Consider the following 18297-nt stretch of genomic DNA (forward strand, 5'->3'; position numbering starts at 1 on the left):
GGCCGGGATCAATAAAGATACGCTGTTGAGTTGTTGATGACGAAGCCGAATGCCGTTCCGATGAACGATCTCAAGCGCCTGTATCAGCGCTACGAGGTCAAGATTGCGCGCGAAGTAACGAGCACGTTGCAATCCGGATGGTGGCTCAATGGCGCGGCCGGGAAGCGATTCGCGGCAAACTTTGCGAAATTTGTGGGAGCCTCTGACTGCATCCTCGTCGCCAACGGAACAGACGCCCTCGAGCTTGCTCTGCGCTCGGTCGTCGGGCTCAACGCTTCGCATGGACGCGAGGTGATCGTGGCGGCCAATGCCGGGGGATATGCCAGTTGCGCCTGCTGGCACAACGACCTCGTTCCACACTATGTCGACATCGAACCCGCCAGCCAGCTTGCAAGCATCCAAGCGGTGCTGGAGGCAGTGGGTGCCGACACCGCTGCGATCGTCGTTACCCACCTTTACGGAGGTGTGGTCGATGTTCCCGCTATCCGGGCAGGACTTATCGATGTGGGCATGTCGCACATACCGGTCATCGAGGACTGCGCCCAGGCACATGGTGCACGCATCGGGGATGAAACGGTCGGATCGCTTGGTGACATCGCCACTTTCAGCTTCTATCCGACCAAGAATCTCGGCGCGATGGGGGATGGCGGCGCGGTCCTAACCTCCAATCCCAGGCTGGCAGACCGCGTTCGTCAGCTTCATCAATATGGCTGGAGCTCCAAATATCATGTGGGATTGCCGGGAGGGCGCAACTCCCGCATGGATGAGGTCCAGGCCGCGATTTTGGATATCCTTCTTCCGGATTTGAACAGTCGCAATGAACAGCGCCGCGCCATCCTCGACCGATTCAAGTCTGCTGCCGGGAGCCGGCTCCGGTTCGTCGACGGAGGCAGCGGCGCCGTCGCGCACCTTGCGGTCCTACTCTGCGACGATCGGGATGCATTCCGGGTGTTCATGAAGGCCCGCGGAGTCGATACCGATGTCCACTATCCCGTACTCGATTGCGATCAGGCTGGCTGGGCTGACCTGCCCATGAAAGGGACCCAAAATCTCGCGGTCTCCAGGGCAAGTATCGGTCGTCTTTGTTCCCTTCCGTGCCACCCAGACCTGACGAGCGACGAGATCGAGCAAGTGTGCAAGGCTCTCGGTGAATGGGAGGCATTGTGACGGCGCGCTCCATCGTCTTTCCCATCTATCGAAACGAGGCGAATATCCCCGCCCTGATGCAGGCAGTTGCCGGCTTTCACGGCAGGTATAGGGGCGATATCGAGTTTGTCTTCGTTATTGATGGATCGCCAGATGCATCCGGCGCGCTGCTGGTCACGGCTTTGAAGGATACCGGCTACGACTACAAGATCATCTTTCACAGTCGGAACTTTGGCTCCTTTACCGCCATTCGGACCGGGCTTGAGCATGCATCGGGCAACTATGTGGCTGCCATGGCGGCCGACCTTCAAGAGCCGCCGGAACTGATTGTCGAGTTCTTTTCGATATTGGAGAAAGACGCTGCGGACGTCGTCTTCGGCCGCAGAGCGGGGCGAGACGATCCGTTTGTGACGCGGTTTCTGTCCCGGGCTTTTTGGGGCGTTTACCGCAGGCTGATACTGCCAAGCATGCCCAGCGGCGGCGTCGATATTTTTGGCTGCAACCGCCAGGTGCTGGAAGCGATCCTGTCGATCGCGGAGCCTAACAGCTCGCTGGTCGTGCAACTCTTCTGGGTGGGCTTCAGGCGGGAATTCGTGCCGTATCACCGTCGCGAACGGGAGCACGGAAAAAGCGCCTGGGGCATGGGGCGCCGCCTCAGATATATGATGGACTCGATCTTCTCGTTTTCCGACTTTCCGATCGTGCTTACACTGTGGGTGGGGATCGCGGGCTGCATCCTCAGCCTTGTGTTTGCCGCAGTGACCGTAATCGCCCGCTTGCTGGGCAGGATCGACTCTGCCGGATACACGACACTGGTGCTGCTTATCGTGGGATTTGGGTCAGCGATTCTCGCGGTGCAAGGCATCCTTGGGTGTTATCTCTGGCGAGCCGTTGAAAACACCAAATCGCGCCCATTGCGGATAATAAGCCGCATTGTCGACGGAACGTCCGCATGAACGACAAGACTTTCTTTGTTCACCAGCACGGCATCTGCGAAAGCACGAGCGTCGGCAATGGCACACGCGTATGGGCGTTTGCCCATGTCCTCCCAGGGGCGGTGATCGGCGCGAACTGCAATATCTGCGATCATGTCTTCATCGAAAATGATGTGACGGTCGGCGATGACGTCACGATCAAAAGCGGCGTTCAGCTGTGGGACGGCGTCCGGCTGGGCAATCGCGTGTTCGTCGGTCCGAATGCCGCCTTTACCAACGACCGTTTCCCGCGTTCGAAACACTATCCGGAATCGTTTCTCCAGACGATCGTCGAGGACGGCGCGTCGATCGGCGCCAACGCAACCATCCTGCCCGGGATAACGATCGGTCGCCAGGCGATGATCGGCGCCGGCGCTGTGGTGACCAAGAACGTGCCGGCCAACGCCGTGGTGGTGGGAAATCCGGCCGTCATCGTCGGCTATCAGACCGGTCCGCAGGTCGAGCCCGTGATGACGCAGGCGACCCCCGGCGCTGCCGGTGACAGGATGGCGCTTGGCGTTGGCGGATGTGAGCTGTGGCGGTTGCCGCACTTTAGTGATCTGCGCGGCGAACTGGCCCCGCTTGAGTTCGGACAGAACCTGCCCTTCAAGCCCTTGCGGTCGTTTCTTGTCTACGGCGTACCTTCGGACAAAGTCCGAGGTGAGCATGCGCACCGCCAGTGCCATCAATTCCTGATCGCCGCCCATGGACGCCTGTCGGTGGTCGTCGATGACGGGCACGACAGAAAGGAAGTGTCGCTGGCAGATCCCTCAATCGGTCTTTACCTGCCTCCCGGAGTGTGGGGCATTCAGTACAAATTCCAGCCGGATACCGCGCTGCTCGTCATGGCTTCGCATCCCTATGATGCAAGCGACTACATCAGGGATTATTCGGATTTCCTCGCCACGGTCAGACCGGATGGCCATTGACCGGATAGGCTCAGACGCAATCCGCTTTCTTGTGGCCGGCGGATTGAACACCGCGCTGACGAGCGCCGTCTACTTTGCCGGCTTGACTGTGCTCCCGTCAGCAATCTCCTACACAATTGCCTGGCTGGCAGGCCTCGTATTCGTGATGGTGTTCTATCCGGATCGGGTTTTTCCAGGCGGGCGCGCCGGCTTCGCGGATCGGCTGGCGGTCGGCGGGTCGGTCGCGGTGGTGTTTGCAGCGGGGTTGGCGATCCTTCATTTTCTCGAGCGGGTGTTGCAAAGCCATGCAGCGGCATTCTTTGCAACGCTGGCCGCAACGACGATGCTCAACTTTCTGGTTTCTCGATGGATACTGCGCCGATGATGCTGATACGCCCCTCTTCGATCCGGGCGGCCATCAATCTCTTTGCGATCTTTGTCGCAATGTACTTTTCCGAGTTGGCCTCCTTTTCGCTGTCCATCGACGAAGAGGTAGCCGCCTTCAGAACCGATTCTTCGATCTGGATTGCCCAGGGGCGTTGGGGGGCCTACCTGATCGAGAGGTTCCTTATCCCAAATCCTGTAATGCCATTGCTGGCGCCGGCCATCTTCGGCGCCGGATGCGTTGCCGCTTACCTGCTCGTTATGGACATCATCGACAAGCATAGGCTTTCCATCGCCGAATATGCTTGTTTCACGATCTTCTGTGCCTTCCCGACCTGGTTCTTCATCGTAGAGTTCTACTCCAACATCGCCGCGGTCGGGATCGGCCTGGCTGCCAGTGCTCTTGCGATTTGGCTGATCAACAAGAAAGATATCCCGGCAGATGGTTCGCGCTTCTTCGTTGCGATCGTTGCCGGCGGTTTTGCGATCTCGATCTATCAGAGTTTCGCACCGGCAATCCTGGTTTTCGGCATTGTTGTCTGCGTTCTGCGGGCACGGGCCGGCATTGAAAGTTCGCTGCCGAAAGACCTGACCCGCGCCGGCGTTCTGGTAGCGGGCTCGGCGATTTTCTACGCCGTCGGCAATGCAATCTTCAAATCGTTCACCTCCAAAAGAAGTGAGTATTTCGAGTCGCTTTTCCAGCCGGGCTTCTTGTTTCAGCATCCGGTCGTGGTGACGGGCCGGGTGCTGGAAGCGCTCGGAGGGGCGCTTGGCCTGGACCGCGGCACTTACGGTGTTATTTTGTGGGCAGTTCCGCTGCTGATGGCCCTCGGCGGCTGGACGCTTTTCAAGGAGTCGTCACGCTCAAGGTTGCTGCTGCTGGCAGCCGCTTTGGTCTGCCTGTTCATTCCTTTCGGCGTCCACGTTCTGGCGGCAGGCACCATGCCCGTCAGAAGTCTCGTAGGTCTGCCGATAGCGGTCTGGCTCTTCGTCTACCTTGGGGTGACAAGCAGCAATGCGAGGATCGGCATCGTGTCGGCAATCCTGCTTGGCGTGGTGATCTTCCAGATCCAGGTGATCCAAAACTATCGCCAGGCGTCCAGCTATCTTGTCGACAAGCACGACACACTCCTGGCCGCGGCTATCTACGGGAGGCTGACGTCCATGCCCGGCTTTGACGCCAAGCGCTCCTACGCTCTGAGCGTGTTCGGCGGGCTGCCGTTTACCACCAACTATCCAAGGCCCCCCAGTTCAACCGTCGGGTACTCGTTCTTCGAGTGGGACGGGGGCAATGCCTGGCGCATCACCTACTATATGAAACTGCTCGGCTACTCCAATCTGAACGGTCCGACGGACCAGCAAGTCGATCAAACAATTGTCCGGCTCTCGACGATGCCTGTATGGCCCGCACCTGGCAGCCTGGAAATACAAGGCGACATTGTATTGATCCGGCTTGGCGAGGGCCCGAGCTACGCAAACCAACAGGCACTCGCAAGGGTCGCCAACCGCTGAAGGACGCGGCAAGGCTCATGTGAAACTCCTTCGATGCTGCGCGAGTTGATCACGCCGCCGAGATTGTTTTGATTGATCGTGCCGATGTCCAGTGCCGGGTTCTCCAAATCAGGGAATCGACCATAAACACCGAGATCTTGGAATAGGCTTCAGATGGATCAAAGATTTCAAGCCACGTGCCCGATTTGCTCGGAGAAACGAACCTTCGTCGCGCCTGACGACTATGCCGGTTGCAGAGACGGGCTAAAGGCAATCGGTTGCCCGCTCAACGATTGCGTCACGCGAGAAAGGGCTGCAGCAGCAGTCCTTTTTTCAATGTTCTCACGAGAGCAGCTTAAGGAACTTCGGGTTCATGAGGCGGCGCCTGGCGAGCGAGGTTTATCGCTCTGGCTTTGGTACAATATCACGAAAAAAGTCTTCTCCGGCTACTATCCCGACAAGCCTTTCGGGACGATGGTCGGGCATATCAGGAACGAGAACCTGGAGGCGCAAACCTTCCCCGACAGATGCTTCGACCTGGTCGTGCACCTGGACGTGATGGAGCACCTGTTTGAACCTTTCAAAGCCCTGGCGGAGATTTTTCGGACCTTGGACTTTTGGCGGCATATGCATTTTCACCGCACCGACCTATCCCGAACGCACGGAGTCGGAACAGGTGGCATTCCAATCCTCAGATGGCGTCCGCATTTTCGGAGAGCCCGAATATCACGGGAACCCGCAGGACCCGTCGGGTTCGCTCGTAACGTGGCGCTACGGATACGACCTGCCGCTGCTCATTCAGAGGCGCACGGGGTTCGACGTCGAGGTGAGAAGAATGCAGTCAAAGGACGTTGCCGTCCTTGGCCCCATGACCGAGGTCTATGTTCTGAGGAAGCCGGGATAGGGTGACCAACGATCGGCCGGGACCTCGGACATCGACGAGCTGGGTCGCGCCTCTAGACTAAAGCGCGTCGCGATCCTTCGGATTCGCTCCACGCGCTTTAGATTTTTGATTTTACGCATGTCTTTATCCCGAAACCGGTTCCCATTTCCGGGAGACATGCTTTAGCACAGCAAGCCTTGCAACATTTTGTGGCAACAAGCTCGTGTTCGCTCCTGAATCCGTTGGAAAATCATGAATCGCTAATGACATTATGGCTTCGGTGATCGAAGCTGCAGACTTCCGCTGAGAGGTCGACTTCATGACGATCATCCTCCATATCGGCGTCCACAAGACGGGCACGAGTGCGCTTCAAGCTTTTTTAGCTCGAAACGCTGCTTTGCTTTTGCAGCACGGAGTCTTCTACAAGCCGACAACCTCCGAGTGGCCAAATCATAACCCATTGGCTGTGGCATTCATGCCAGGGTCAAACGATCATGGCCCGACACGGCTGGCAATGACGCTGGCAGAGGCAGAAGGCAAAACGCTGCTCATCAGCTCGGAAATGCTTTGCGAGGCGGGGGTAGATCTCGATCTGTTTCTATCATGCCTCGAGGGGCACGACATTCGGGTCATCGCTTATGTACGTCACCCAAGCGACATCGTAGTCTCAGCTTTCAATGAGGTGGTCCGGCATTATGACACGCGCTGGACTCGCCCGCTGAACGAGCAGCCCTTCGCCTATGACCCGTCGCAGTTGGACATTCTTAGGCGCTGGTTGAAAGTGCCAAATCTGACGCTGGCCCCCTATGATCGAGCGCAGTGGGTTGAGGGTTCGTTATTCAAGGACTTTCTCACCATGATCGGCGTTCCTGGCGATGGGTTCGACCACAGTCAAGTTGAAGGGAACGGATCACTGCCCTACCCTCTGATCGAGGCCCTTCGGCAAGTGAATATCGCACGCCCTTCTGCCGACCAACACCGCCTGCTTGTCGAACTTTTTCGGACGATCCAAAGCGAGCCGGGAGAGTATCCGCTGACTGCGAAAAATGTGAGGTACTGCATCGACCAGATGCGCGATGCATTGCCTTCCTACCGGCCGCACTTTCGCCCCGGCTTTCAAGAAGATTTCCTTTTTGAGCGACGGCATGAGCCAGAACGCGGATGGTTCAGTTTGCAACAGTCGGCTAGGGCAAGAGTGACCGGATTTCTTGCAAGAGTGGGCCGCATTCGTTTACTTGATGCCGGTCTATTGTGAAGCCAGGACTTCGTCCCTTTCGACGAAAAGGAATGCGATCCCGGGCGCGGTCATTCTGCTCGCACTATTTCAGGGCCCTTAAGCCGAATTGCTCATACAGGCTCTGCACATATGCGGCAGCCGCAGCTTGCGCTGACGCCCCGAGGTGGAAACGCGCGATCGTCTCCGCTTGCACTTTGGCGATCTCTTGCAAGTGCCTGCCATCGAAGCGGGTGACGCTCGACTGATGACGGCGATGCGAATTCAGTGGCCGGGGATCGAACGCGACCCCTCCCTTCTCGAGCAGCCGCAGGTAAGCGACCCAATCGCCGGCGTCCCGATAGGAAGCGATCTCTTCGAGTTCCCCCTGGAGAACCTCAATTAGCGGCGCTCGACGAAACAGTACCGCGCTGACGTTGGGGATCGTGTTTTTGAGATAAAGTGCCTCGGCAATTTCCTGGCGTCCGTCGACGACGTAGGGTTTGGCCCAACGAGACCGGTCGATATCGGATACGTAGTCCAGATAGTCCTCGCTCAAGATTCGCCCATCGCCGTCCATCTGCCGTGACTGGCAGTAGCTCATGACGACATCGCGTCGTTCGAAGGCGGGCAGAAGTTTTTCCAGGAGGTCGGGATCGGCGAGATCATCCGCTTCGGCGATCCAGACGAAATCGCCGCGCGCAGCTTCAACGCCACGCATCCATTGACGGAATACCGAGCCTGAATTCCGCTCGTTCCTGACCAACTTGGCTGGAATATCGCAGGTGGCCAAAAACTGCTCGATGGTTTTGACGCTGTCATCCGTCGAGGCATCGTCGAGCACAATCAACTCATAAGGTCGTACCGTCTGCCTCACGATCGAATTGAGACGCTCGATGAGATATCTATCGTAGTTGTAGTTCGGCACCACGACGGATACCCGCGGCAAGGGCCTTCCGGCATAGGCCAGCAGATCATGGAGATAGTGACTGAAACCAAACTCCTGGCGGACAATTTCACGGCCGATCTTTGCCAGATGTTCAGCTTCTTCCGAATTGTCGAGGAGGCTGCAAACAGCCCTAGCCATCGCATCCGTGTCGAACTTGGGGACAAGGATACCACAATCGCGCTTTAACAGATCCTGGAAGCCTCCAGCACCTTCGAAGGCGACGACCGGAACTGCCGCGTCCAGTGCCTCAAGCACTACCGAAGGAAATGGATCTTCGCGCGACGTCAAGACATATATATCAGCCGAGAAATAGTAATCTCTGGGATCCTCGACCAAGCCTATAAAGACAAAACGATCCTCAAGCCTGGCATCCTTTATTCGCTGCATTTGAAATGCTTGCAGGGCATGATCGACATGACCGACCCAGACGGCAGCTGCATCCGGATGAGCCCTTGTTATCTTGAGCCCGGCGTCAACGAAAAGATCGAGCCCTTTGCGGTGGTCCCCGTATCCGACCGACAGAATGATGCGGGCGTCCTCGCGTAGGCCGAGTCTCTTGCGCACCCGATCCCGCACCGCAACGCGATCTTCTTCTCGAAATGGCGTGCGAAAATAGGAACCCTGCGGACGAGTCACCGCTCGCCCGGTTGACCTGCCGACGAAATTCTCAAACCCGGATCGAACAATTTCGGCGGGAAAGACCAAAACGTCGGCGTGTTTCGCGATCGCGGCAGCATTCCGCTCAAGCCCGTGGGATTTCAAGATGCCCGGCAGTTCGTGAATAAGCGAGACGGTGCAAAAGCCTGCTCTCCTCAGCAAGGGAACGAGAAGCCCGGAGACCGTCGTATTGACCACCGCCATCTCGGCCCCGCCGCGTCGGATAGCCTTAAGGCGCTCCAACACCTTTGCCTCGGGTTCCGCCGCAAGGTCGATTATATGCACATTGGCCACTTCCGCGAAGCGAGGAAGCAGATTGCCGTGGCCCAGGGTGATCAACTCGGACTTGAAGCCAAGCTCACCGAAACCTCGTGCCATGTTCATAGCGAGCATTTGCGCGCCGTGTGGGTGTGCGTCGTGCGAGACTACAACGATGCTTTTCCCTTCACGACCCACTGCCTCCAATGCATCGCGGGTCGCCTGGAGGTAAGCATAGCCTGTCTGCGCATCCGGTTCGAGATGCGCGCCCTCTGCCCACTCGTTCCAGGCATTGACAAAGACCAGTCTTTCACTCGGCTCGTCGATGCAGTTTATTGTGTCCTTAGCGGCGTTTTCGAGCCATCGCTTGTAGAGATCTGGCGTATTGTTGATGAAAGCCGTTCCGTTATTCTTGCGACGGGCGGTATTATCCCAGCCTGGGCAGACGGAACGGAGCAGCTTGTACTCACGCGGAGGATATGCTTCGCTGCGCTCCGGAAAGACAGCCCAGTCATAGACAGTCGTCGCGAAGTCGTCACGTAGGCCCACGACTTGACCGGTCACGTTCGGGGGCGCGGAGTTGTTCGGCGGAAATTCGACTGCGGCATCGAAGCCATAGTGTCTCGGATCGTTCTTCTCGAAGGATTGAGTGTAAGCGAGATAGATTTCGCCGACGCCGTTATCACGACACCATTGGCGCCAGCGCGAGGCCGTTTCGCTGGCGTCCGGCAGCAAGCTCGGCCGGTAAACCAAAAGCACCGGCTTGCCGTCAATTCGGATATATCGAGGGTCGCGCAGATAGGGCGCCACTTCTTTTATAAAAGCGAGATCGTCCGCTGGCGAATGATTCTGAGCTATGAGGATCTCGCTGTCGAGCCCGTCCCACCGGCGGGACCAGTTCTCGTTGGCCCAACACAAACAGAATGGAAGATCCAAATCCCTGTCGTTGAGCCAGTTCTCCAATGGTTTTTCGAGTAGCCTTTTTCCTGCAAACCAATAGAAATAAAAGCAGAAGCCCTCAATTCCGTATAACTTCGCCAATTCGATCTGGCGGCGTTGCACCGCTTTGTCTCTGAGATCGTAGTAGCCAAGCTCACCCGGCACATGGGGCTGACAATGTCCCAAAAACTGTGGCTGCGCGGGTTTGACATTGACCCATTCCGTAAAACCCTGACCCCACCACTCGTCATTTTCCGGGATTGGATGGAATTGCGGAAGATAGAAGGCAATTACGCGCACCGGCTTATTCGCCACTGGCTCGGCATTCAGCAGCGGAACGTGTGTGGGCTTCGGCGCGCCCAAGCCGACAGGTGCTGTGCTGGCAATTGCCGCTAATCCACCATCATAAGAGTTGGAACTCCGCCAGGCCCTATAGGCGGTCGTCCTTTTGAAAAGAAACGGAAAGAAACGGAAAACAGCGCCTTTAAACTTCTGCTTTGCGGCCGTCGGCATAGGAAGCCGATGCCAAGAGGCGTAGGCTGCCCGGCTCAAACGCTTACGACCTGACACAGGAATACGCGCAACCGCGGCGATACCGTATCCGATAGCACGAACTGGCTGCGTCGTTCGCCAAGACGTACTGCCATACACCGCGTCAAGGACATCATGCAGCCGCTTTTCCTCGGCACGGGCGTGATCGCGGTCCATCTCCAGCCCGGTTGCGTTGGCGCGAAGAGCGGCGTTCTCGCGCTCAAGTTCCTCGTATCTGGCTGTGCTCTCGTGAGCCTGCCAACGCAATCTGTCGTGCTCGGCCTGCAGATGAGACTGTATAGTCGCTGCCTGGCTAGCTTGGTTCTGCAGCTGCTCGATCTGGAGCGCGCGTTGATCAGCCAAAGACTTCAGACCCGCCAATTCCTTGGCAAAAGCTGTCTGATATTCCTGGAGCTCTAATCTGTGCGCGGTTTCCTCACCAAGCCTTTCAATCTCGGCCATGCTTTGCTCGGCCTCTGGCACGAGCCGCGTGACTTCGGCGTCGCGCTCGCCAATTAAGCGATGAAGTTCAGCCTTCTCTCCAGCGAACTGTGCCTCGCGCTCGCCCCAGTCGGCTTGTCTTTGCCGCTCCAGAGCGGTCAAAGTCTCAATTTCGTCGGCACGTTGCCGGGCCAGTTCAGCGCTGTCGTTTGCGACCATTCGCAGGTCGGCCTGCGCTTGCGCCGAGATCCGCTGTCGTGCCTCAAGCTCGGGAAAGAATGCGTCCCCGAAGATCGGCGATACTGCGTCGAATTCGGCCTTTACCCTATCGAGCGTGGCAAGCGCCTCAGCGTCCTGTCCGTCGTTACGAAGCGCGGTCAAGGCGGCATGGGTGTCCTTGACCCAGTCGGCGATGCGTTCGTCGGCCAGAAGTTGTGCACCGCCTGCGATATGGTGCTGATGCTCTCGCGAGAGGTAGGCATCCACATGGGCCGCAATGTCGTCCACAGTCCATGGTTGGCCGATGGCCAGCACATCCGCTATATTCCGGATTTCAGGACGCCAGTCCTGCATAAGCGCTTCGTAGGAGAGGAAGACACGCGGCTTGCCGCGTGTGGCGGATTCAGCCTCCAACTCGTGGCGCAACCATAGAAGCGCCCCAAACCCCGGTGTGAAGCCATCTCGCTTGCCGAGCGAGGCAATGACCGAAAGCGGGTTACGCCCAGTCAATACATAGCGAACATCGATCTCCATCGCCTTCAGGATGTCAGCGTAGAACGGCACAAAACGAGATATCCGCGGTTCCTTCAGTACGAAGAGCGGAGCTTCACCGTATTCTTCCTCCAGGATGCGAGCGATCTCCGCGCGGTAGAATTGGGCACGAGGCTTGCCAAGGTTGGCCGCGTCGAAGGCGCGCCAATCATCCCAGCGACTACCGGCTTCCGCAAGCATCTGATCATTGAGAGCGTTCAATGCTGCCGGTTCCCAGTAACCAGTCGCATTGTTGCTGTCTTTTGAAATTAGGTTCTTCGGTAGCTCGGCGCCAACTAGGCTGATCACCCTCGTCAGCGCACTCGTGCCCGAGCGATGCATGCCGAGCACCATGACGCATATGCGCTTCGCCGGCTTCGTCTTCGCTGACCTGGCTTTAGCGCGCTTCTTTGGCGCCGCTTGGTCCGCCGGCTGCGCGGTCGCATCGCGCAGTTGCTCCGGTGATGGATTTTCGTTCATGCACTCAATGCCTGTTTCGTCTCGCTGCGCCCCAGCCGCCGAACAACCTTCTCCGTCGCCTGCCGCCACCCCGGCGCTCGCCACCCGAACACACCCTCAAACTTCGCGCTCGACAGCCGCGAATTTTGCGGGCGCCTCGCCCTGGTCGGATAATCCGCCGTGGCGATATCGCGCACTTTCGCATAGGGGCCACCCAACGCCCGGCTTGTGTCGAGGATGTGGCGGGCAAAGCTGCTCCAGTTGGTGTCGCCCTCGCCCGCCAGGTGGTAGACACCGAAGGCGGCGAAATTCCTGTCGTCCCGCAGCCTCGCCGCCGCATGCAGGATGGCGTCGGCGATGTCGAGCGCCGAGGTCGGATTGCCCCATTGATCGGCGACGACGGCGATCTCGTCGCGATCGGCCGCCAGCCGTAGCATCGTCTTGACGAAGTTCCTGCCGAAAGGGCTGTAGACCCAGGCCGTGCGCAGGATGATGTGGCGCGGATCGGCGGCGGCCACCGCCTCCTCGCCGGCGAGCTTGGAGGCGCCGTAGACGCCGAGCGGCGCGGTGGCGTCTGTCTCGACATAGGCGCCGTCCTTGGCGCCGTCGAAGACATAGTCGGTCGACAGATGGATGACGGGGACGCCGAGCCTTGCCGCGGCTTCGGCCACCTTGCCGGCGCCGGTGGCGTTCACCGCGAAGGCCAGGTCCTTATCGTCCTCGGCCTGGTCGACGGCGGTGTAGGCGGCGGCGGAAACGACGATGTCCGGCCTTGCCGCTTCCAATGCCGCGAGCACTGTGTCGGGCCGCGCAAGGTCGAGCCCCGGGCGGCCGACGGCGACGACTTCCACGCCTTCGCGGCCCCGCGCCGCCTCGACCAGGCTTGCGGCGACCTGGCCCTCGCGTCCGGTGACGGCAAGCCTCACGTGGTCACCTTCCTGCTCTCGGCCGCGATCCCGGCCGGGTTGCCTGCAACCGGACTGTTCTGGCTGTTTGCGGCCGCACCGTGGCCCAGCCGCTCGCCGGCGTAGCGCTGCTCGCGGATCGGCCCCCACCACCATTTGTTGTCCAAATACCAGTCGACGGTCCTGGCCAGGCCGCTGTCGAAATTCTCGCGCGGCGCCCAGCCGAGATCGCGCGCGATCTTGGAGGCGTCGATCGCATAGCGGCGGTCATGTCCAGGACGGTCGGTAACGAAGGTGATCAGGTCGCGATAGCGCTTGCCGCCGGCGCGCGGCCGCCTCAGGTCGAGAAGATCGCAGATCGCCTCGACCACGCCGAGATTGGTGCGCTCGGAATTGCCGCCGACATTGTAGCTCTCGCCCGGCCGCCCCTTGGTGGCCACCAGTTCCAGCGCCCGCGCGTGATCCTCCACGAACAGCCAGTCGCGCACATTGGCGCCGGCGCCGTAGACCGGCAGCGGCTTCTCGTCGAGCGCGTTGAGGATAACCAGCGGGATCAGCTTCTCGGGGAAATGGTAGGGGCCGTAATTGTTCGAGCAGTTGGACAGCACCACCGGCAGGCCGTAGGTCTCGTGCCAGGCCCGCACCAGGTGGTCCGACGCCGCCTTCGACGCCGAATAGGGCGAGGACGGCGCATAGGGCGTCTCCTCGACGAACATGCCGCCGTCGAAAGGCAGGTCGCCGAAGACCTCGTCGGTCGAGACATGGTGGAAGCGGAAGCCCGCCTTGCGCTCCTCGGACAGCCCACGCCAGTATTCCAGCGCCGCATTGAGGATGCGGTAGGTGCCGACGATGTTGGTCTCGATGAAGGCGCCGGGGCCGTCGATCGAGCGGTCGACATGACTTTCGGCGGCCAGATTCATGACGATGTCGATGTCGTCGCGGCGCAATATCTCCAGCACCGCGCGCTCGTCGCAGATGTCGCCCTGCTCGAAGCGATAGTTGTGCGCGTTCTCGATCGGCCGCAGCGACGCGAGATTGCCGGCATAGGTGAGCTTGTCGAGATTGGTGACGCGGTTGGCCGGGTTGGCGCACAGGTGCCGGCACACGGCCGAGCCGATGAAGCCGGCGCCGCCGGTGACCAGAAAATTCAGCCTGCCCTCTTCCCTCACGCGAAAACCTCTGCCTCGCTCAGCGGTGGCGCCTTGCGATCCTTGTCCGAGAGCTGGAAGTCACCGGCAAGCGACGGCCACGCAATGCCGATGGCGGGGTCGTCGAAGCGGATCGACCGGTCATGCTCCGGCGAATACGTATCGGTGACCTTATACAGAATCTCGGTGTCCGGGACGAGCGTGACGAAGCCGTGCGCGTATCCCTTCGGCACCAGGATCTGGTTTCCCTTCTCGGCCGACACCTCCAAAGCCGACCATTTTCCGAAAGTCGGCGAAGACCGGCGGATGTCGACGACGACATCGAAGACGCTGCCTCGCACGACGCGCAGCAGCTTGTCCTGGGCGCGGGGCGGTAACTGATAGTGCAAGCCGCGCAGGACGCCGGCGGCCGCGGAGTAGGAATGGTTGTCCTGCACGAAGGTCAGGTCGATACCGGCCTGGGCAAAGCGCTCCGCATTCCAGGTCTCGCAGAAATAGCCGCGCGCGTCGCCATGCCGCTTCGGCACGATCTCCAGCACGTCCTCCAGGCCGAGCGTCCTGACCTCAAGCACCTTGATCCTCCATCAGATCGGCGACCCGCCGCCGCAGATAGGCCGCATATTCGTTCTTGCCGAGCCGCGCCGCGCGATCGAGGACCTCGTCGGCGCTGATCCAGCGCTGCTCCAGCGCAATCTCCTCGGGGCAGGCGATCTTGATGCCCTGGCGATGCTCGATCGTGCGCACGAAGGACGAGGCCTCGAGCAGGCTGTCATGCGTGCCGGTATCCAGCCAGGCATAGCCCCGGCCGAGGCGGTGGACATGCAGCTCGCCGCGCTCGAGATAGACATTGTTGACCGCCGTGATCTCGAGCTCGCCGCGCGCCGAAGGGCGGATGGTCGAAGCAATGTCGACGACGTTGTTGTCGTAGAAATAAAGACCTGTCACGGCCCAGTTGGACTTCGGCTTTTGCGGCTTCTCCTCGATCGTCAAAGCCCTGCCGGTGACCTTGTCGAAGGAGACCACGCCATAGCGCTCGGGATCGTCGACATAGTAGGCGAAGACGGAGGCGCCGCCGTCGCGCGCAGCCGCCTCGCCGCAGAGCTGCGACAGGCCGCCGCCGAAATAGATATTGTCGCCGAGAATCATCGACACGCTGTCCTTGCCGATGAAGTCGCGACCGATGATGAAGGCTTCGGCGAGACCATTGGGCTCCGCCTGCTCGGCATAGCAGAGCTCCAGGCCGAATTCCGAACCATCGCCCAGCAAAGCCTGAAACACCGGCAAGTCGCGCGGAGTTGAAATGACGAGGATCTGGCGGATTCCCGCGAGCATCAGCACGCTAAGCGGGTAGTAGATCATCGGCTTGTCGTAGATCGGCAGTATTTGCTTAGATACAGCTAATGTTAGCGGATAAAGACGTGTTCCGCTGCCGCCCGCAAGGATAATTCCTTTCAACAAGCTCTCCTTGAACTACCGCGGCCCCCGCCTCGATGCCAAGTTGCCCGTGCTTAGGTTTCGGGCACCGGCTTGTCAATGTCGGGTTTGCTTCCTTCCTGACGCTGGTTCCACTTTCTATCATCCGGCACGCGGTGGTTTCGAGCGAAATCCGACTGCGGCATGAAAAAGGGCCGGCGGGCGCTTGTCGCCCGCCGGCCCTTCTTTCGTCGATCGCGATCAGCCGCGCTTGAGCAACGCCCACACGGCCGGCACCAGGCTGGCGGCCAGGGCCACCTTGATCAGGTCGCCGGCGATGAAGGGCAGGACGCCGAACTGCCAGGACTTTTCCGGTCCGATGAGCATCGCCAGCCAGGCAAAGCCCATGGCCATCATGACGACTTCCGCCGTCAGCATGGCGCCGAACAGCTTGAACGGGCTGCGGTCCCAGCCGCGGTCGGCGGCCCAGCCGGCGATCGCGGCCATGACCACGAAACCGGCGAGATAGCCGCCTGTCGCGCCCAGCATATAGGCGATGCCGATGCCCTTTTCCGGCGTGCCCTGGAAGACCGGCAAGCCAAAAGCGCCTTCGGCAAGGTAGAGAAGCAGCGTCGCGACGGCCAGCCGCAGGCCGAAGGCCGAGGCGATCAGCAGCACGGCGAGCGTCTGCAGCGAAATGTCGACCGGGCCGAGCACCACTTTGGTCTTGGCCGAAAGCGTGAGCAGCAGGGTTCCGGCAAGCGCCAGGAAGAGCTGGGTCGCGAGCCGCGCGGCGCCCCGCTCCGGCAGAGTGAGAGAAACGAGCGGACGCATCGTGGTTGCAATTGCCATGGTCTTCCTCATTCTGGCTGATTCATTGGGTGGCTGATTTGCTGGCTTCAAAAACTTTCTTGATGCATGTCGTTGTCCCAAAACCGCTGCGCACTTTTGGGCGACATGCTCAAAAACTTTCTTGATGCATGTCGTTGTCCCAAAACCGCTGCGCACTTTTGGGCGACATGCATTGAATTTCCTATATTGGCTTCCGTATCGGGCGGCAATCATTTTGCCGCATTGCAAAGGAATCCGGCATGGCGCTTGAGTTCGATACCAGCTTCGACCCGGCCTACGGCCGGGCGGTCACGGTTGCGCCGGATGTGCTGCGCATCACTGCCGGAAACCCGAGTCCGTTCACCTTCCACGGCACCAACAGCTATCTCGTCGGTCGCGACACGCTGGCGGTGATCGATCCGGGGCCGGAAGACGACGCGCATCTCGAAACGCTGCTCACGGCGATCGCTGGCCGGCCGGTCAGCCACATCTTCGTCAGCCACACGCATCGCGACCATTCGCCGCTGGCGGCACGGCTGAAGGAGCGCACCGGCGCGCCGACGCTTGCCGAAGGCCCGCACCGGCCGGCACGGCCCTTGCGCATCGGCGAGGTCAATCCGCTCGACGCCAGCGCCGACCTGGCCTTCGTGCCCGATATCGCGCTGGCCAACAATGCCCTGACCGAGGGAGACGGCTGGGCGATCCGCACCATGCTGACGCCCGGCCACACCGCCAACCATGCCGTGTTTGCGCTCGAGGGAACCGGCATCCTGTTTTCGGCCGACCATGTCATGGCCTGGTCGACCTCGATCGTCGCGCCGCCGGACGGCGCCATGGCCGACTATATGAGCTCCCTCGACAGGCTGCTGGCGCGCGAGGATCGTCTGCTGCTGCCGGGCCATGGCGGGCCCGTGACCGCGCCCCAAAGGTTCATGCGCGGCCTGAAGACGCATCGCAAGATGCGTGAAAGGGCGATCCTGGAGCGCATCCGCGCTGGCGACCGGACGATCAGGGAGATGGTCGCAGCGATCTATCGCGACACCGACCCCCGCCTGCACGGCGCCGCGGGGCTGTCGGTGCTCGCCCATCTCGAGGATCTGGCCGCGCGCGGCCTGATCGCCACCGAAGGCGACCCGGCGATCGACGGCATTTTCAGTCCCGCCGGCTGATCACTCGGCCGGCGCCGCGCCAACCTGCCCGGCGACTTCCTGGTCCAGCTCGCCGAGGAAATCCGTGATGCGGGCGGCGTTGTCGCCGAGGTCGTAGCGGCCGTAGCGCGAGGCCGAGCGCATGTCGACGATGACCTGCTCGCCATCGTCGGTGACGCGGATGGCGACGTCGGCCGGCAGTCCGAGCACAAAGCCCTTGGCCAGCGCATTGATCGTCGCCTCGCTCTGCCCGTTGATGTCGGGATAAGGCGCCGTCAGCTGCCAGTCGCGGCGGTCGAGCACGGTTTCGACAGCGTCGACGACGGTTTCGAAGGGCAGATTGTAGCTGTGGCCGCTGACCAGCGGATAGGTATCGGCCTGCAGGCTCTGTTCGCCAGGGGTCGGCGGCGACAGCTCGTTCATGTCGCTTGTCCGGTCGCTGGTGTCCAGGACCGGCGGGTCGTCGAGATCGGTCGAGATGTCGCGCAGCGGCGGGTAGATCGTGGCCCAGTAGACGGCGACGCCGTAGGGCGCCAGAACCAGCAGCGCCAGCAGCGCGCCGACGCTGAGATCGCGGCCACCGCGATCGCCGAAGCTCCAGACCCTCGACAGGCCGAGACCCGCCATCAACAGGGCGAGCGCCGCCAGCAGCGCGACGACCGCAAGCACCCACAGGAAAGGCGGCGTCTCGACGAATCCGAGTCGGTAACCGGCAACGGCGGTGAGCAGAAGGACGAGGGAAAATGCCCCGATCCGCCGCGACCAGCCGGCCGCCCTCGACGTCTGCCGTTCAGGAATAGATGCCATTCTTCGCCGTATCGTCCCAACCCGGGCCGAGAGTTAGCGGTTTTTGGCGCGGGCTTGAAGCC

General features: G+C 60.4%; 14 protein-coding genes. 7 read left to right on the plus strand and 7 right to left on the minus strand.

Annotated elements, in window-relative coordinates; all coding sequences use genetic code 11:
• Positions 1 to 36 precede the first annotated feature (36 nt).
• From EJ072_RS02580 to EJ072_RS02610, 6 genes are all read left to right on the plus strand, one after another.
• Positions 37 to 1167: a DegT/DnrJ/EryC1/StrS family aminotransferase gene (locus EJ072_RS02580; RefSeq protein ID WP_126078436.1), complete on the plus strand. Its 1131-nt coding sequence runs from the start codon at positions 37 to 39 to the stop codon at positions 1165 to 1167.
• On the plus strand, positions 1164 to 2102 hold the full coding sequence (locus EJ072_RS02585) for a glycosyltransferase family 2 protein (protein WP_210211623.1): 939 nt from the start codon (positions 1164 to 1166) through the stop codon (positions 2100 to 2102). Before EJ072_RS02580 ends, EJ072_RS02585 begins: the two co-directional genes overlap by 4 nt.
• Positions 2099 to 3049, plus strand: coding sequence for a WxcM-like domain-containing protein (locus EJ072_RS02590; protein WP_126078438.1), 951 nt, complete (start codon positions 2099 to 2101; stop codon positions 3047 to 3049). Before EJ072_RS02585 ends, EJ072_RS02590 begins: the two co-directional genes overlap by 4 nt.
• Positions 3039 to 3413 carry a GtrA family protein gene (locus tag EJ072_RS02595; protein WP_189343195.1) on the plus strand — a complete coding sequence of 125 codons (375 nt, stop codon included), beginning with the start codon at positions 3039 to 3041 and terminating at the stop codon, positions 3411 to 3413. Before EJ072_RS02590 ends, EJ072_RS02595 begins: the two co-directional genes overlap by 11 nt.
• Positions 3410 to 4924, plus strand: coding sequence for a glucosyltransferase domain-containing protein (locus tag EJ072_RS02600; protein WP_189343196.1), 1515 nt, complete (start codon positions 3410 to 3412; stop codon positions 4922 to 4924). The genes EJ072_RS02595 and EJ072_RS02600 overlap by 4 nt, the downstream gene beginning before the upstream one ends.
• Before the next feature lie 1181 nt (positions 4925 to 6105).
• Positions 6106 to 7041, plus strand: a complete 936-nt coding sequence (locus EJ072_RS02610; RefSeq protein WP_126078442.1) for a hypothetical protein — start codon at positions 6106 to 6108, stop codon at positions 7039 to 7041.
• Between the two features lie 64 nt (positions 7042 to 7105).
• On the opposite strand, the gene EJ072_RS02615 is transcribed toward EJ072_RS02610, so the two are convergent.
• The 6 genes from EJ072_RS02615 to EJ072_RS02640 all read right to left on the minus strand — a co-directional run bounded on the left by EJ072_RS02615 (position 7106) and on the right by EJ072_RS02640 (position 16301).
• Positions 7106 to 12004, minus strand: coding sequence for a glycoside hydrolase family 99-like domain-containing protein (locus EJ072_RS02615; protein WP_126078443.1), 4899 nt, complete (start codon positions 12002 to 12004; stop codon positions 7106 to 7108).
• Positions 12001 to 12909 (minus strand): dTDP-4-dehydrorhamnose reductase, encoded by a 909-nt coding sequence (rfbD, locus tag EJ072_RS02620; RefSeq protein ID WP_126078444.1) that lies wholly within the window; start codon positions 12907 to 12909, stop codon positions 12001 to 12003. Before rfbD ends, EJ072_RS02615 begins: the two co-directional genes overlap by 4 nt.
• Positions 12906 to 14039, minus strand: coding sequence for a dTDP-glucose 4,6-dehydratase (gene rfbB / locus EJ072_RS02625; protein WP_189343329.1), 1134 nt, complete (start codon positions 14037 to 14039; stop codon positions 12906 to 12908). The genes rfbD and rfbB overlap by 4 nt, the downstream gene beginning before the upstream one ends.
• A 14-nt stretch (positions 14040 to 14053) precedes the next feature.
• The gene (rfbC, locus tag EJ072_RS02630) at positions 14054 to 14608 is read right to left on the minus strand and encodes a dTDP-4-dehydrorhamnose 3,5-epimerase (protein ID WP_126078445.1); all 555 of its coding nucleotides are present in this window, start codon (positions 14606 to 14608) and stop codon (positions 14054 to 14056) included.
• On the minus strand, positions 14601 to 15491 hold the full coding sequence (rfbA, locus tag EJ072_RS02635) for a glucose-1-phosphate thymidylyltransferase RfbA (protein ID WP_126078446.1): 891 nt from the start codon (positions 15489 to 15491) through the stop codon (positions 14601 to 14603). The genes rfbC and rfbA overlap by 8 nt, the downstream gene beginning before the upstream one ends.
• Before the next feature lie 219 nt (positions 15492 to 15710).
• Complete coding sequence (locus EJ072_RS02640) at positions 15711 to 16301, minus strand: biotin transporter BioY (RefSeq protein WP_126078447.1); 591 nt, start codon at positions 16299 to 16301, stop codon at positions 15711 to 15713.
• A gap of 239 nt (positions 16302 to 16540) precedes the next feature.
• Here EJ072_RS02640 and EJ072_RS02645 point away from each other — a divergent pair, with 239 nt between their 5' ends.
• The gene (locus EJ072_RS02645; protein WP_126078448.1) at positions 16541 to 17449 is read left to right on the plus strand and encodes an MBL fold metallo-hydrolase; all 909 of its coding nucleotides are present in this window, start codon (positions 16541 to 16543) and stop codon (positions 17447 to 17449) included.
• On the opposite strand, the gene EJ072_RS02650 is transcribed toward EJ072_RS02645, so the two are convergent.
• Positions 17450 to 18235 (minus strand): DUF1499 domain-containing protein, encoded by a 786-nt coding sequence (locus EJ072_RS02650; protein ID WP_126078449.1) that lies wholly within the window; start codon positions 18233 to 18235, stop codon positions 17450 to 17452.
• Between the last annotated feature and the right edge of the window lie 62 nt (positions 18236 to 18297).

The sequence above is a fragment of the Mesorhizobium sp. M2A.F.Ca.ET.046.03.2.1 genome, from assembly GCF_003952425.1.
In the GTDB taxonomy this organism is placed as follows: Bacteria; Pseudomonadota; Alphaproteobacteria; order Rhizobiales; family Rhizobiaceae; genus Mesorhizobium.

Excerpts from the sequence above, each read along its gene's own strand:
- EJ072_RS02615 (WP_126078443.1), bottom strand. The coding sequence starts at position 12,004 with ATGAACGAAAATCCATCACCGGAGCAACTGCGCGATGCGACCGCGCAG.
- EJ072_RS02650 (WP_126078449.1), bottom strand. The coding sequence starts at position 18,235 with ATGGCATCTATTCCTGAACGGCAGACGTCGAGGGCGGCCGGCTGGTCG.
- EJ072_RS02610 (WP_126078442.1), top strand. The coding sequence starts at position 6,106 with ATGACGATCATCCTCCATATCGGCGTCCACAAGACGGGCACGAGTGCG.
- EJ072_RS02590 (WP_126078438.1), top strand. The coding sequence starts at position 2,099 with ATGAACGACAAGACTTTCTTTGTTCACCAGCACGGCATCTGCGAAAGC.
- EJ072_RS02645 (WP_126078448.1), top strand. The coding sequence starts at position 16,541 with ATGGCGCTTGAGTTCGATACCAGCTTCGACCCGGCCTACGGCCGGGCG.
- EJ072_RS02600 (WP_189343196.1), top strand. The coding sequence starts at position 3,410 with ATGATGCTGATACGCCCCTCTTCGATCCGGGCGGCCATCAATCTCTTT.
- EJ072_RS02580 (WP_126078436.1), top strand. The coding sequence starts at position 37 with ATGACGAAGCCGAATGCCGTTCCGATGAACGATCTCAAGCGCCTGTAT.
- EJ072_RS02640 (WP_126078447.1), bottom strand. The coding sequence starts at position 16,301 with ATGGCAATTGCAACCACGATGCGTCCGCTCGTTTCTCTCACTCTGCCG.
- EJ072_RS02595 (WP_189343195.1), top strand. The coding sequence starts at position 3,039 with ATGGCCATTGACCGGATAGGCTCAGACGCAATCCGCTTTCTTGTGGCC.